This is a genomic window from Pseudoalteromonas sp. RW-H-Ap-1, from assembly GCF_048318575.1.
GTDB lineage: Bacteria > Pseudomonadota > Gammaproteobacteria > Enterobacterales > Alteromonadaceae > Pseudoalteromonas.
The window spans coordinates 1,448,419-1,463,451 of sequence record NZ_CP166996.1 but is presented as its reverse complement, the minus strand read 5'-3'; the positions used below and the strand labels follow the sequence as shown (position 1 = coordinate 1,463,451).

Below are 15,033 nucleotides of genomic sequence, written 5' to 3'. Positions count from 1 at the left end.
ATTAATAACAAATAGTGTAAGCTATTGCTAGTTATAAATATTATGCTTTTTGTAGATTATTTGAATATGTAGAAATAACGAAAGTGCCCTTTTAATATAACTTAGCTAATGACACCTCACTTCAATAACTATCTTTCGCTCATACCTGCCTGTTCGTTCAACACTTATTAAATGTCACTATCAAACAGGTATAAGCTACTAAAAATTATATATTAACCGAGCTGTTACACTACACCTTGTTCAATCATTGCATCGGCTACACGTCTAAATCCAGCGATGTTAGCGCCTAAAAGTAGGTTACCGGGTTGATCAAACTCTTTTGCAGTGTCGTTGGCTGTTGTGAATATATCTTTCATTATTTGTTTAAGTTTTTCATCTACTTGCTCAAACGTCCAGCTTTGCATACTGGCATTTTGTGCCATTTCTAATTGGCTGGTTGCTACCCCACCGGCATTCGCTGCTTTGCCAGGCCCATAAGCTATTTTTGCTTCAATAAAGCAATCAATCGCTTCTTTGGTTGAGGGCATATTCGCCCCTTCACTGACTAAAATACAACCATTTTCAAGTAGTGCTTTTGCATCCGCTTGAGTTAATTCATTTTGTGTAGCACAAGGAAAAGCCGCATCCGCACTGTAACGCCATACAGCATGACCATCCTGAGGGTACTCATCGCGTGGCGTATACTTTGCCTGAGAGTGAGTATCTAGGTAGTCACTCAGGCATCCTCGTGAGTGCTCTTTTAATTGCTTAATAAGTTTTAAATCAATACCACTCTCATCGTACAAAGTGCCTTTTGAGTCACTACAGGCAATAGGCGTGGCCCCTAATTGATATAATTTTTCCATAGCATAAATAGCCACATTGCCAGAGCCTGAAATTAAACAGCGTTTTCCTGATAAGCTGTCATCACGATCTTCAAGCATATAGTTAGCAAAATACACTGCGCCATAACCCGTTGCTTCTTTGCGAGCAAGCGATCCGCCCCAAAGTAAACTTTTACCGGTTAGTATGCCTTCATAGCGACCTGTTAAGCGTTTGTATTGGCCAAACATATAACCAATTTCTCTCGCCCCTACGCCAATATCCCCCGCAGGTACATCGGTTGTAGGACCAATATGACGATATAACTCGGTCATAAACGATTGGCAAAAGCGCATTATCTCGCCATCAGAGCGTCCTTTAGGATCAAAATTAGCGCCTCCTTTGCCACCACCTATAGGCAAACCAGTTAGTGCATTTTTAAAAATTTGTTCAAACCCTAAAAACTTTATAATGCTGGCATTCACACTTGGATGAAAACGTAAGCCGCCTTTATATGGCCCCAACGCCGAATTAAATTCGATACGGTAGCCTTTATTGACTTGAATATTGCCCTCGTCATCAACCCAAGACACACGAAACATTAACTGGCGCTCTGGCTCTACCATTCTTTGAATAATTGCTTGTTGTTGGTAATGACTGGTTTGCGCAAATATAGGCTCTAGTGAGTCTAGCACTTCTTCTACAGCTTGATAAAACTCACATTGCGCAGGACTACTTTGCTTTAATTGCGAAATAGTTTTGTGTATATAATCCATATTTACTCTTCCATGTAGGTATTTTTAAATTCGAAACAGGAAAAATGATCAATGTTATTATTTAGTGGAGAAATTAATTATGCGATCATTATTTTTACACTTTAACATCATAGATAAACTGGATGCACGTGTTTGATGTTGAATTAAATTGTTGTTTCTTTTGTATAAAAACCCATTAAAAAAAGAATTTGTATGCTAAAGAATGCCAGTTTGAATGAATAACACGTTAAAAGTATTAAAAAATAGTAAAACAAAATACGACTCTACGTTTTTACGAGAGCGACAACATAAAATGCTTTATAAGACTGAAGTTGTAGAAGGATAAGACTAATAATAGCGTGGGTTTTAGTGAGTTAGTTTAAGAGGTTTAAATGGAGATTGCTTACCAACCTCCATAAAATACATTAAGCTTTATCGCCATCTGGGCGAAAAGTACGCTGCACACCAGTTAAAAATAGACGTAAAACTTGATCGTTACACACACGGTAATGTTTGTTTTCAACTTTACGTGAAAATGCACTGAGTTCATGCTTACTTAAATCAAAATCAACCAAGGCGAGTGTTGCAATTACGTCCTCTGCTTTCATATTTAAAGCAATACGTAATTTCATAAAAATAATATTATTGTTTAATTTAGTTTCTGGAATTGGCTGCTCACCGTCACGCTTACCGCGCTTGGTATTTATAAAGCCATTTAAAAATACCGCAAATTCGGTGTCACTTATTGGGGTGTAACCTTGCTCGCCCTCTTTAGTTAACCATGCAATCACCTGCTCTGTGCTGACGCTGTGCTCTGCAGCGGCGAACACGTCAACCATTGCTGAATCGGTTAAATCAAAGGTGTAGCGAATACGGCGTAAAATATCGTTATTTGTCAAAGTAAATCCCAGGTAAAATAAGTGCCCAGCAAAAAAAGCTGTTTAATAGCGGCGCAGTTTATCAGAGTTACACTTAGCGCCCTATTAAATACTGTGTTTAATTACCCAATACTTTTGCCGGATCAACACGTGTTGCTTGCCATGCTGGATACAGCGTCGCCAATATTGCAAGCACAAAGGTGGCAATAACGGTTAACACTATATCTTGCCAAACTAATTTACTCGGTAAGAATTCGATAAAATACACACCTTCTAGCGGATTTTCACCCAGCAATAAACTTAGCCAAGTAAACAGCTCACTAATATTGATTGCTAGAATGACCCCAATAATAGAGCCTAAAACAACGCCAACAAATGCTTGAGTTAAGCCTTGCATTACAAAAGTAGCCAATATAGTACTGTCTTTGGCACCCATGGTTTTTAAAATGGCAATATTGCCTTCTTTTTCGCGCACTTCCATCACTAATGACGAAACAATGTTAAAACTGGCGACTGCAATAATTAAAAACACCACAATATAAACAATTGTACGCACCATTTGAATGTCTTGATACAAGCTGCCTTGGGTTCTAAACCAACTCGATATATACACATAATCAGTAACAGTTTGCCCTACTCTCAGCGCTATTTGGTGCGCTGCAAACACATCATCAACTCGTAAACGTAAGCCGGTTACTTGGCTTTGATCGTAGCCTAAGGTTTGTTGGGCTTTGTTAAGGTGAATAAACGCGGCACTGCTATCGATAGGCCCACCCATTTCTATAATGCCTGCGAGAGTCAGTGTGACCCGTTTTGGCGCAAGTAATGATTGCCCTTTTTCACTAATTTGGGGGATCAGCAAAGTGACATTGTCGCCTATTGATAAGTTAAGTTGAGAGACAATTTGCTTGCCTAAAATAACATCCTCAAGTGCTAGCTGACTAACCAGCTTACCTTGTGTAAATTGGTTAACCGCTGATACGTCACTTTCTAGCGAAGGCTCAACACCCCGTATTTCAACTGCTTTTAATTGGCTTTTAAATTGCGCCATTCCATTTACTGCTATAAATGGAGCTGCCCCTGTGACTTGTGGTTGCTGTTTTAATTTTTCGACTTTGCTGGGCCAATCAGCAATCGGCCTGCTTGGTGCTACATATTCAACTTGTGGCACGACACTCAATAAACGATGCACTAATTGTTGTTCAAAACCATTGATCACCGATAACGCCACAATCAACACGGCAACACCAAGTAAAATACCGATAGTGGATGCCTTGGCAATAAAACTAACAAACGCGTTTTTTTCATCTCTATGGCCTGAATAGGCTCTAAAACGCTTACTTATAAAGGCACTAAGCAACATGGCTCGACTCTTTTATCGTTAATTTACCATCATCTAAATACGCTATTTTACCCAGTTTGTCGGCAAGCTCTAAATCATGAGTCACCACCACAAAACTGGTGTTTAAACTTTTATTCAGCTGATTAATTAAATCGTAAATTTTAATCGCGTTTTGCTTATCTAAATTACCCGTTGGCTCATCAGCAAGCACCAGTGCAGGCTCAGTTACTAAAGCACGCGCTATGGCAACACGTTGGCGTTCGCCACCAGAAAGTGCCGACGGTTTATGGCTACTTCTGTGGGCAAGGCCGACTTTATCAAGCATGTCGAGTGCTTTTATATTCGCTTCTTTGGCACTCAAGCCTTTTATTAACAGTGGCATAGCAACATTTTCAACTGCACTAAATTCCATTAATAAATGATGAAATTGGTAAATAAAGCCTAAGTTTTGATTTCTAAACGCGGCTTGTTGGCTGCGAGACAGTTTAGCCACATCTTGATTTTTTATTTTTGCACTGCCAGAACTGGCGGTATCTAAGGTACCTAAAATATGCAATAAGGTACTTTTACCTGAGCCTGAGCTACCAACAATAGCTAGCATTTCACCTTGGGTTAGGGCTAAATCAACCCCTTTTAATACCTCAACTTGGTTTTGCCCGTCTTGGTAGGCTTTACTTATTTGTTCACAACTAATTACTAAATCATTCATAACGTAATACCTCTGCTGGGTTTACTTTGGCGGCCTGACGCGCGGGATATAAAGTCGCTAAAAAGCTCATGGCTAAGCTTAAAACAGCAATCACACTTAAGCTAAGCACATCAAATTTGACCGGCAGTAAAATCCCCGATAATAAATTTAAACCAACCAACGCCAGCAGTTCATTAATATATAAGCTAAATAAAATACCTAAAAAAGCACCTACTGCCGTACCAATCACTCCGTTATATAAACCTTGAACCATAAATACAGTTTGTACTTGGCTTGGCGTTAGCCCAAGAGTTTGCAATATGGCGACTTCGCTTTGTTTTTCACTCACCATCATGGTGAGCGCAGACACAATGTTAAACACCGCCACCAGCACGATTAAGCCAAGGAGCATAGACATAATGCGTTTCTCCATCGCGACAGCGGCAAATAAAGTGCCTTGGCTACTGCGCCAATCGGAGTAGCTAAAATTCTTGAGGATAAGTTGGCTGTCTTGAATAAATTCATTAAGTGCAAATGGCTCATGCAGTGACACGCTTAAATTAGGAGGTGTAGAGCTACTTTGCTTTAATACTCGTTGCAATGACACACCACTGGTAAATGCCAGTCCCATGTCAATTTCAGATCCGGTTTCGTAAATAGCAGCAATTTTGAATAAACGCTGACTAGGAACACGGCCAAGGGGTGTATAAGTAGATGCATTAGGCATAATAACGCGCAGTTTATCGCCTAAGCCAACGCCGAGTTTACGGCTTAAATAGCGGCTAATGGCAATGTGATAATTATTATTTAATACGCTTTGCCAATTACCCTGCACTACTTTGTCAGTGATTTTATAAAGCGAGTCATTATTATCATAGAGCCCTTGCAGTAACACACCATGCAGGTCTTTATTGGTTTGCAGTATGGCTTCACCGTGGCGATATAAACTAACATGTTCAACATATGGTGATTGTTCAAGATCAGCTTTAAGGGTGTTCATCTGCGCTTTAGAGTGTTGTTTGGCCTGCACTTCAACGTGTGGAATGAGCCCGAGCATATTTGTTTTCAAGCTGCTTTCAAAGCCGTTCATGACACTACTTACTGTAAAGAGCGCCATTAAACCAATCGCTATACCTGCAATAGAAAAAAAGAAATAAACGAAATAAACGCATTGCCTTTAGAAGAGCGACTATATCTAAGTCCGATAAACAGGCTAACAGGTTGAAACATATTAATTAAAACATTAATGCTAAAAGTGTGGCTTTATAGTAGCACGAACTCAGCGCAATTGAATATCATCAAAAATGTAAGAAATAATTTATAAATCTGATACTTGGCTATATTATGAGCAACCCCGTAAACCTAGCTAAACCTTCAACCCTGTTACTAAATAATCAAGTAATACCCGTACATTAGTAGCAACAAATTGCCGCGGAGGATAAAGCCCCCACACACCCTCTTGCAGAGGTTGATAAGCTGTTAATATTGGTACTAACTGCCCTGTTTTTATTTCATTCTCTATGTAGTAATCCGGCAACTGAACAATACCCAAGCCCTTTTTAGCCGCATCAACCAGTGACCAACCGCTATTACAATGCAATCGCCCTGCTACTTTAATATGCTTATCGCGATTATTTTCATTTACTCGCCAATAACTACTGTTCCCAATTAAGCATTGGTGCTGGTTAAGTTCACCTAGCGTATGAGGTTCGCCAAAACGCGCTAAATAGCTCGGTGCGGCACACATAATAAATCGTCTCGAGCTCAAGCGACGCGCTTTTAGACTTGAGTCTTTTAAATGGCCTAATCGAATGGCCAAATCAAAGCCGCCTTCCAGCAGGTTTTCTTGCTCATTAGAGAGTGTTGCGATTACTTCTACTTCTGGGTGATCATGCATAAACGAATGCACTATCGGCATAATAAAACTCTCACCATACATAACCGGTGCGGTTAATTTAATTTTACCTTTAGGGGATGTTTGCACAGAGGCTAGCCCCTGAGTGGCCTCATCCATAGCATGTTGTAATTGTTTTACTTGGTGTAAAAACTGCTCACCTTCTTTGGTTAATACCACCTTTCGGGTCGTACGCGTTAATAGTTGGGTATTTAAACGTTGTTCAAGCTTAGTAACATGGCGGCTAATATGGGCAACCGATAAACCCAACGCCTGTGCAGCTTGAGTAAAACTTCCCTCTTCGCCAACAGCTATAAACTCATCAATCCCTTCCCAACGCATCATTATTACCATACTGTAAAAGTGTTTTATTAATTTAGAGATTATCATTGTTATAGAAATAAATACAATAGACACATCACCCAAACAGTTTGGGTCTACAATTGATGTTCAAACCACTACAAAGGATATACACATGTCTGAATTTATAAAATCAAAAGCAGCGATTGCCTGGGGCCCTAATCAGCCTTTAAGCGTTGAAGAAGTTGACGTGATGATGCCTAAAAAAGGCGAAGTAATGGTAAAAATCACTGCCACCGGTGTATGCCATACAGATGCTTTTACTTTATCAGGTGAAGATCCTGAAGGTATTTTCCCCGCTATTTTAGGCCATGAAGGCGCTGGTGTGGTTTACGCTGTGGGCGAAGGCGTTACGAGTGTAGAAGTTGGCGATCACGTTATTCCTTTATACACCGCAGAATGTGGTGAATGTAAAATGTGTACTTCTGGCAAAACCAACTTGTGCTCTGCTGTACGCGAAACGCAAGGCAAAGGCTTAATGCCAGATGGTACCACTCGCTTTTACAAAGACGGCCAGCCAATTTATCACTACATGGGTTGCTCAACCTTTTCTGAGTACACAGTACTTCCTGAAATCTCACTAGCTAAAGTAAACAAAGAAGCGTCGTTAGAAGAAATTTGTTTATTAGGCTGTGGTGTCACTACCGGTATGGGCGCTGTAACAAATACGGCAAAAGTAACAGCGGGCGATACAGTGGCTATTTTTGGTCTAGGTGGCATTGGTTTGTCTGCCATTATTGGCGCAAAAATGGCTGGGGCTAGCCGTATTATCGGTGTTGATATTAACACCTCTAAGTTTGATCTTGCGACTAAACTCGGTGCGACCGACTTAATTAATCCAAAAGATTTCGACAAGCCAATTCAAGAAGTGATTGTAGAGATGACCGATGGCGGTGTTGACTACTCATTTGAATGTATTGGTAACGTTGATGTAATGCGCTCTGCCCTTGAGTGTTGTCATAAAGGTTGGGGAGAGTCGGTAATTATTGGTGTAGCCGGTGCTGGCCAAGAAATTTCAACTCGCCCGTTCCAATTAGTAACTGGCCGTGTATGGCGTGGTAGCGCATTTGGTGGCGTTAAAGGTCGCTCGCAACTTCCTGAAATTGTTGAACGCTACATGGCGGGGGAATTCGCCCTTAATGACTTTATTACCCACACAATGAGCCTTGAAGAAATAAATGATGCCTTTGATTTAATGCACGAAGGTAAGAGTATTCGTACTGTTATTCATTACTAATTTCTTTTAATCACCAACACCAGCCGTTGCTATTTAGTAACGGCTTTTAAGGATTGTTATGTTAGAAAATATCTCAACAGCAAAAGTGGCTGGTGGCTGGCATAAGCAGTATAGTCACACTTCCTCAAGCACCCATTGCAGCATGCGTTTTGCGGTATTTTTACCACCAGGCGCCAGTGAAAAAAATAAAGTACCAGTACTTTATTGGTTATCAGGGTTAACCTGTACCGATGAAAACTTTATGCAAAAAGCAGGCGCGTTTAAAAAAGCGGCAGAGCTAGGCATCGCTATTGTCGCACCTGATACCAGTCCGCGTGGTGAAAGCGTTCCTAACGAAGATAGCTACGATTTTGCTCAAGGTGCAGGGTTTTACGTCAATGCAACGCAGGCACCTTACAATACTCATTTTAATATGTACGACTATGTGGTGAAGGAACTACCTGCATTAATAGAGCAACATTTTCCAGTAACAACTAAAAAAGCAATTTCTGGGCACTCTATGGGTGGCCACGGTGCATTAATGATTGCCCTTAAAAATCCTAAAGCATATACCAGCGCTACAGCATTTAGCCCTATTGTTAACCCGCTAGATTGTCCTTGGGGTGTTAAAGCCTTTACTGGCTATTTAGGTGCTGATAAAGCCCAGTGGGCACAATATGATAGTTGCGAATTAATGCAACAAGCCAAACAAGCTGATTATTTACCTATGTTGGTTAGCCAAGGTGATGCAGATAACTTTTTAGAAGAGCAACTTAAGCCACAAAACTTAGTGGCTGTTGCAACACAGCAAGGCTATCCGTTAACACTCGAAATGCAAGCTGGCTACGACCATAGCTACTATTTCATTAGTAGTTTTATAGACCAACACTTATTATTTCATCATCAGTTTTTAACTGCTTAGATTCACTACTGTGTAGAGTAGATTTATCTACTTCTACACATTCTTTTAAGACCTTAGTAACCTGCCTGCATTTTTTAATCACCCCGTCATCTCCTTTTACTAACCCAAATACTGCAGAGTCTATTTTTAAACCGAGATCGGTAAAATTGAATCCATCTTTATCAACTGGAACCGGTTCAAGTGGATTTTTATAGGGCGTAGAACGAGCTGGATTATTCATTCTTTGGTTATCATCTGCATTTGAAACGGCTTGCCCATCTAATAAAACGCCAACAAAGGTACAGCCACTCGACATAATCATTAATAAAAGAATAAATATTTTTTGCATGTTTGGCCTTTGAATTGCACGTGGGTGAAGGATTTAATTATTTATATAGTAACTCTATTAAAAAACAAAACTGTAAAAATCTGTTAGTGAGCAAAATCGTTTACAACATAAGTTACGCTTAAGTATTTTATAATCACCCTCGTAAATTGATATAACATAACATATAATTAAGCTCGTTTTTTTCATCCATACCAAAGCATATTTATGTCATTACCTTTATCTCAAAATCGTTTGCATCATATAGACTTACTTCGGGGTCTTATCATTATATTTATGGTGATTGATCACGGCATGTATTATTGTCTAAATTATTCAGTGACCGACCCCATGACCATACCAGGAACAGATGCGCTTACTTTTTTCACTCGTTTTATATCGCACTTTTGTGCGCCATTATTTGTATTTTTAGCGGGCCTTTCAGCTGCAATAACCGAGCATAAATACACTTCCACGCACGCTTTTTCAAAAAGTTTAATTATACGTGGACTAGTGCTTATATTATTTGAATTTACTATTGTGTCATGGTCTTGGAGCTTTAATCCACTGTTTCCAATGTTATACGCTCAGGTTATTTGGGCGATAGGTTGGGGGTTTATTATTCTAGGGCTTTTACGCTTAATCGGTCTGTATGCAATTTTTGCCATGGGCTTAATTTTAGTATTTGGCCACAACTTATTTGATGCCGTCAACTTTGAGCCAAATACACTCGCAAATACAATCTGGTCTGTTTTACATCAAAAAAATGTACTCGAACTTCCTTTTAACTTTAAAATTAGAACCACCTATCCCGTAGCACCTATTGTTGGGTTAATGGCGTTAGCCTATTGTGCAGGTGTTTATTACAAGGCCAAGCAATACAGTAATCGAGTTATGGATTATGGCTTAATTTTGGGTGTCAGCTGCCTAATTTTATATACGCTTTTACGTGGCTTTAACCTTTATGGTGACGCGTCGCTATTTACGATTCGTGATTCTTATTTACTCACTATAATGTCATTTTTAAATCCGACCAAATACCCACTTTCCCTGCAGTTTATGTTGTTAACCGTTGGCATAGGTCTAATTATGCTTAAACTATTGAGCAAGCTAAAAAGTGACTTTTCGCCAACATTTTTACAAGTATTGGGTAAAACCAGTATGTTCTCGTACTTAGCTCACTTGTATTTACTGCATGCAATAAGTTGGTTGCTTATCCCTGTTTTAGGCTTTAGTTTTTCTGATATGACTTATGGCGAAACACTGGTGGGTTTACCAACTGGATACGGTATGAGCTATGTTGCAACACTGCTATTTATTGCAGTCGTAATTGGCCTAACAGCTATCCTTGCCAATTATTATTTAGCATGGAAGCAAAAAAATAAACACAGTTTAATTGCTAAGTATATTTGAACAGACATGAAAAAAGGCGCTATAAAAGCGCCTTGCTAACAAGTATGTGTGCTTAGAACATATCTTGATAGGAATTTGTTGTACTGAATGTGATTGCTTTTTCAAAGCCTGGCAGCGTAATGCTGTGCTCATCTAAAACAATCTCATTTTCATCAATTAAACCGTCACCAAAACGATAAATTAGCGAGTATTGACCTGAATCGGCTTGCGTTTGGTAAGTATGCTGTGCATCTTTCACTTGGCTATGTTTTTCAGCGTAGCTACTCATCAGTGCATCACCATGGCGTTTAGCAAGCATCTGCATAGTTACTTTTGCGCTAAGCACAGTCGCTGTTGCATTATTTCCACCAAAGCCTTTTGAGTTAATAAACGCAATATCCATATCACCACACTCATAGTGGCTATTACGAATATCTAAATGATCGCTGTAAACATCGTCGGCGACTTTATCAATGGTGGTAATACCAGGCATTATATTATGACTAAATACACCTAACGCAATGGCAAGCTGATCGCCACTAGCAGGCGCAATAGTATGGCCTACATAGGCTTTAGGCGCAGTCACTTTCCAGTTATCAATGGCAAAGGTTTGCGCAACTTTATGATAAATTAACGATTCAGTAACACGGTTTTGTGGTGTACTTGAGCCATGCGCTAAAATAAAGCTACGTTGTTGCAGTGCCTCTTTGCCTAACAAGCTAGTAGCAAGAGCAGCTGACTTCGCCATGGTGATGTAGTTGCCAGGCCCAGGTGAGGTAATTGATTTTTTAACCCCATCGGCATTCACAAATACATCAGGCACACTGCCCATAATATCTGCACCGAGCTCCAGAGCCAGTGTATCATCCATTAATATGGCAACTTGTGCGCCCTCGCCTAAGGTAAAACCGCAGTTCTCGCCAAATGGACGACTACTTTTACGGTAATCAGGCTCATCATCATTGCTTAAATTATCTAAACGACGCAAACCTTCAATATTGGCCAGCGCGCTCATATTGCCAAAACCTTCAACCACTTCTGGAGTAATCGCACATTCAACACTGGCAACCACTGCAACACGGGTCCGCCCAGCTTGAATATCGTTAACGGCAGCGCGTAAATTATATAAAAATGTGGCACATGCGCCTGAAGTTGAAAAAGTTGTCCCTACATTGCCGGTAACATAGGCGTTAATAAAATCGGTCGTCATTGTATTTAAACCCAGCGCTAACTGCTTAGTACTAACGCGATCGCCCTGCTGGCGTGCTTTAACTAAACCACCTAAGCCTTTATCATCCATTTGACCAATAACCGAGGCTGAATAGGTGCCAATTTTGTCAGGCTCTACGCTATTCATAACATGTTGCCAATCAAGTCCTGTTGATTTTATTGCATCGGTGGCAGCAAATATGGTCGCTTGTAAACCTCGCGGCTGGTAGCGGCTGTTATACATAATGGCAGGATCGAAGCCTGTTGGAAATTGCCCTGCAGACTTGATCGGATTATCACGGGTTGAGTCATGTTTTACGTCAAGCTCAGCAGCAATCGTGACTTTTACTTTTTTATTATCAAGATCATCTATTTGCCAATTACTTGGTAAAGGTGATGGTAAGTCACGACGGCGTGTTTCAAACACAATTGCACTATCATCTGAGGCCGTTAACGTCATTTTTTGCTGCCAAGGTGTGGCATCAACATCAAAATGTTCTTTTTCAATTTTTCGAATTAATGTACCAGCAATAATTTGCTCACCAAAGCGTGCTTCAATGTCGCTTTGCTCAACATGATTACCTTGGCTGTCTTCAAGTTGGCCGTTTACTGTAGTCACCAAGTTCATTAATGTTGCAAGGCCTAAGAATGTTTCTTGACGAGCTTGTGCCGCTAAGCTATCTAACACGATACGACGATAACCTTGATGAAATGAAGTGCGGCCAGCGGCATTAATGCCCCCCATACCTACAATAACGGGTAATGCAGTCATAATTTACCTTTAAAATGCGTGCTATAAGAATATGACGTTAGTTTAATTGGATTATAGAGATATCTTTATGCTTTAATAGCCAAATAAGCGGCATAAAAGGCCAAAAACAACTGGTCGGAGCATTCATAATGTACAAAAACCCATTACCTCCTCCCATTAATATTGGTATTGCAGTGTTTGAACACTTACTGGTAACCAGTCTGACACTACCGATTGAAATGCTACGTGCCGGCGAGGCATTTGCTAAAGGCCATAGTGATAAAAACAGCTTTAAACCTCTGGCCATTCATTTAGTAGCTAAAAATAGTGATGCCATTAAGACGCGAACTGGAATGTCAATTATTCCAGATTGTACAAGTGAAAACTCACCTTATTGCGATTTAGTGATAGTGCCAGGCATTTGGCGTAACCCTCGCCCTGTGGTACGCGCTAATCAACAATTAGTCACTTGGTTATCTGAGAGCTTTACCGTAGGGAGTCATATAATTGGAGTAGGCACAGGTAATTGCTTTGTTGCAGAGGCTAGTTTACTTGACGGGCACCCCGCTACTACCCATTGGCATTATGCTAAACAGTTTAAGCATGACTACCCGAATGTAAATTTAAAACCGGATTTTTTTATTACTCAGTCAGAGCGTATGTATACCGTAGCCAGTTTAAATGCACTTGCTGATGTTATCGTGCATATTATTAGTCAATATTATGGTAAAGAAGCGGCGCAACATGTAGAGCGCAACTTTTCCCATGAAATTCGTAAACCCTATGAAGATCAACGTTACTTAGAGGGTGCGGTAGATAGGCACCCAGATGAGCTGATTGCACAAATGCAATTTTGGTTAAAAACAAATTTAGCCAGTGAACTTAATTTACAGGAGGTTGCGGCTCAATTTAGTCTAAGTTATCGCACCTTTACCCGTCGCTTTAGAAGTGCCACTAACCAAAGTCCAATCGAGTATTGGCAACAGCTACGAGTAGAAGGTGCTAAAGACTTATTGGCCTCAACTAACTTATCAATTCAAGAGGTTGCATTGGAGGTTGGCTACAATGACCAAGGGCATTTAACCCGAGTATTTAAAAAGTATTACGCCAAACACCCAGCGAATACCGTAAAGTAGTCAGGCGAAAATTATTTGGTTAAGTTTTGGCTATACCATGCTCACGTTTGATGGTTAGCAAAGATGGATATAGCCTTGATTAGATCTTTTTATATATATAAATTATAGTATTACTCACTAAGCTAATTTGAATTCAAATAGAGAAATAGCCGATGGATAAATCTAGCAAGCTGCTTGTCGATCAAAACAATAACGTATCCATTGAAGCTAAGCTAGCTAACTTACTTGCGTTAGTTCGTAAACATTTAGATATGGATGTTGCTTTTATATCTGAATTTATTAACGATGAGCGGGTTTTTAAAGTGGTCGATAACCCCTCTGAAAACCAAATTGTTAAAGTGGGTAATTCCGATCCCATTAAGGAAACGTATTGCCAAAAAATCACCGATGAAAAGCTTAATCCAATTATTACTAATACCGAAGCTAACTCTATAACTAAGGCTATGCCGGTGACCAAAAAGTTAGGTATAGGCTCTTATATAGGTGTTCCTATCAACCTATCGAATGGCAAACTGTATGGCACGTTTTGTTGTTATAAATCACACCATGATGAGAGTTTAAATGAGCGGGATTTATCTTTTCTAAATCTTATTTCGGAAATAGCGACAGGCTTAATTGAAATAAATTTATCCAAACGTGTATCGCGCAATCACACCAAATCAGTTATTCAGCAAATTATTACCGATAATGATATAAATATTTATTATCAGCCTATTTATAGTCTACGCCACAATAAAGTTGTAGGCTTTGAGTCACTTGCTCGTTTTTTTACTACACCCTATAAAAGTCCAGATATATGGTTTAAAGAAGCGAAAAAAGTTGGCTTGAATGAAGCATTAGAAATGCTAGCCATTAAAAATGCACTCACCAACATAGCCAAATTTAATAATTCAACTTACATTGCTATTAATTGCTCACCTTCGCATATCCTAAGCGGTGCACTTGAAAATACATTACAAAACATTGACTGCACTAGGCTAGTATTAGAAATTACAGAGCATTCGCCAATTTCCGACTACGAAAAAATGCGGACAGCACTTACCCCACTCAGAAAAAGAGGGCTTCGCTTAGCTATTGATGATGTAGGCGCAGGCTTTTCATCATTTCAGCACATACTAGAGCTTGAAGCCGATATTATTAAATTAGATATTAGCCTCACACAAAATATAAACACTGACAAACGTAAATTTTTGCTGGCAAAAGCGCTGTGTGGGTTTGCAAAAGCAATCGACTGCACTATTGTTGCCGAAGGAATTGAAACCGAACAGGAGTTCAACTCGTTAAGAAAGCTCAATGTAGACAGTGTACAAGGCTATTTTATTGGCCGGCCCGCATCAATTAACGATGCACTTAGCGCAATAAACGCAACATTGTCCGCATGAAAA

Annotated in this window: 11 protein-coding genes and 2 pseudogenes; 5 read left to right on the top strand and 8 right to left on the bottom strand. The window is 39.8% G+C overall.

Going from position 1 to position 15,033, the window contains the following annotated elements:
• Nucleotides 1–224: 224 nt before the first annotated feature.
• The 6 genes and pseudogenes from gdhA to AB8618_RS06775 all read right to left on the bottom strand — a co-directional run bounded on the left by gdhA (nucleotide 225) and on the right by AB8618_RS06775 (nucleotide 6,703).
• On the bottom strand, nucleotides 225–1,577 hold the full coding sequence (gdhA, locus tag AB8618_RS06800; protein ID WP_409425334.1) for an NADP-specific glutamate dehydrogenase: 1,353 nt from the start codon (nucleotides 1,575–1,577) through the stop codon (nucleotides 225–227).
• A 404-nt stretch (nucleotides 1,578–1,981) separates the two neighbouring features.
• Complete coding sequence (locus AB8618_RS06795) at nucleotides 1,982–2,455, bottom strand: DUF1456 family protein (protein WP_198523111.1); 474 nt, start codon at nucleotides 2,453–2,455, stop codon at nucleotides 1,982–1,984.
• Between the two features lie 97 nt (nucleotides 2,456–2,552).
• On the bottom strand, nucleotides 2,553–3,797 hold the full coding sequence (locus tag AB8618_RS06790; protein WP_413401896.1) for a lipoprotein-releasing ABC transporter permease subunit: 1,245 nt from the start codon (nucleotides 3,795–3,797) through the stop codon (nucleotides 2,553–2,555).
• On the bottom strand, nucleotides 3,787–4,485 hold the full coding sequence (gene lolD, locus AB8618_RS06785) for a lipoprotein-releasing ABC transporter ATP-binding protein LolD (RefSeq protein WP_076920258.1): 699 nt from the start codon (nucleotides 4,483–4,485) through the stop codon (nucleotides 3,787–3,789). Before lolD ends, AB8618_RS06790 begins: the two co-directional genes overlap by 11 nt.
• Nucleotides 4,478–5,694, bottom strand: a pseudogene (locus AB8618_RS06780) (lipoprotein-releasing ABC transporter permease subunit). Before AB8618_RS06780 ends, lolD begins: the two are co-directional and overlap by 8 nt.
• 136 nt (nucleotides 5,695–5,830) lie before the next feature.
• Nucleotides 5,831–6,703, bottom strand: coding sequence for a LysR family transcriptional regulator (locus AB8618_RS06775; RefSeq protein WP_413401892.1), 873 nt, complete (start codon nucleotides 6,701–6,703; stop codon nucleotides 5,831–5,833).
• Between the two features lie 130 nt (nucleotides 6,704–6,833).
• On the opposite strand from AB8618_RS06775, the gene AB8618_RS06770 reads away from it, so the two are divergent.
• Nucleotides 6,834–7,955, top strand: a complete 1,122-nt coding sequence (locus AB8618_RS06770; RefSeq protein ID WP_413401890.1) for an S-(hydroxymethyl)glutathione dehydrogenase/class III alcohol dehydrogenase — start codon at nucleotides 6,834–6,836, stop codon at nucleotides 7,953–7,955.
• A gap of 58 nt (nucleotides 7,956–8,013) precedes the next feature.
• Entirely contained in the window at nucleotides 8,014–8,856 is an 843-nt protein-coding gene (gene fghA / locus AB8618_RS06765; RefSeq protein WP_413401888.1) for an S-formylglutathione hydrolase, read from the top strand.
• On the opposite strand, the gene AB8618_RS06760 is transcribed toward fghA, so the two are convergent.
• Entirely contained in the window at nucleotides 8,810–9,184 is a 375-nt protein-coding gene (locus AB8618_RS06760) for a hypothetical protein (RefSeq protein ID WP_413401886.1), read from the bottom strand. The two genes, fghA and AB8618_RS06760, sit on opposite strands and share 47 nt — an antisense overlap.
• Nucleotides 9,185–9,388: 204 nt before the next feature.
• Here AB8618_RS06760 and AB8618_RS06755 point away from each other — a divergent pair, with 204 nt between their 5' ends.
• A complete protein-coding gene (locus AB8618_RS06755; protein ID WP_413401884.1) occupies nucleotides 9,389–10,573 on the top strand; it encodes a DUF1624 domain-containing protein in 1,185 nt (394 codons plus the stop codon).
• A 52-nt stretch (nucleotides 10,574–10,625) separates the two neighbouring features.
• Here the strand turns inward: AB8618_RS06755 and AB8618_RS06750 are convergent, their stop codons facing one another.
• Nucleotides 10,626–12,533: a beta-ketoacyl synthase gene (locus tag AB8618_RS06750; RefSeq protein WP_413401882.1), complete on the bottom strand. Its 1,908-nt coding sequence runs from the start codon at nucleotides 12,531–12,533 to the stop codon at nucleotides 10,626–10,628.
• A 128-nt stretch (nucleotides 12,534–12,661) separates the two neighbouring features.
• Here AB8618_RS06750 and AB8618_RS06745 point away from each other — a divergent pair.
• Together AB8618_RS06745 and AB8618_RS06740 are read left to right on the top strand one after the other, a co-directional pair.
• Nucleotides 12,662–13,671 (top strand): annotated as a pseudogene (locus tag AB8618_RS06745) (GlxA family transcriptional regulator).
• 129 nt (nucleotides 13,672–13,800) lie between these two features.
• A complete protein-coding gene (locus AB8618_RS06740) occupies nucleotides 13,801–15,030 on the top strand; it encodes an EAL domain-containing protein (RefSeq protein WP_409425324.1) in 1,230 nt (409 codons plus the stop codon).
• The last annotated feature ends 3 nt before the right edge of the window (nucleotides 15,031–15,033 follow it).

What these genes read in the sequence shown, in the direction of transcription:
- AB8618_RS06740 (WP_409425324.1), top strand. Translation starts at nt 13,801, where the DNA reads ATGGATAAATCTAGCAAGCTGCTTGTCGATCAAAACAATAACGTATCC.
- AB8618_RS06755 (WP_413401884.1), top strand. Translation starts at nt 9,389, where the DNA reads ATGTCATTACCTTTATCTCAAAATCGTTTGCATCATATAGACTTACTT.
- AB8618_RS06760 (WP_413401886.1), bottom strand. Translation starts at nt 9,184, where the DNA reads ATGCAAAAAATATTTATTCTTTTATTAATGATTATGTCGAGTGGCTGT.
- gdhA (WP_409425334.1), bottom strand. Translation starts at nt 1,577, where the DNA reads ATGGATTATATACACAAAACTATTTCGCAATTAAAGCAAAGTAGTCCT.
- AB8618_RS06750 (WP_413401882.1), bottom strand. Translation starts at nt 12,533, where the DNA reads ATGACTGCATTACCCGTTATTGTAGGTATGGGGGGCATTAATGCCGCT.
- AB8618_RS06790 (WP_413401896.1), bottom strand. Translation starts at nt 3,797, where the DNA reads ATGTTGCTTAGTGCCTTTATAAGTAAGCGTTTTAGAGCCTATTCAGGC.
- AB8618_RS06775 (WP_413401892.1), bottom strand. Translation starts at nt 6,703, where the DNA reads ATGATGCGTTGGGAAGGGATTGATGAGTTTATAGCTGTTGGCGAAGAG.
- lolD (WP_076920258.1), bottom strand. Translation starts at nt 4,485, where the DNA reads ATGAATGATTTAGTAATTAGTTGTGAACAAATAAGTAAAGCCTACCAA.
- fghA (WP_413401888.1), top strand. Translation starts at nt 8,014, where the DNA reads ATGTTAGAAAATATCTCAACAGCAAAAGTGGCTGGTGGCTGGCATAAG.
- AB8618_RS06770 (WP_413401890.1), top strand. Translation starts at nt 6,834, where the DNA reads ATGTCTGAATTTATAAAATCAAAAGCAGCGATTGCCTGGGGCCCTAAT.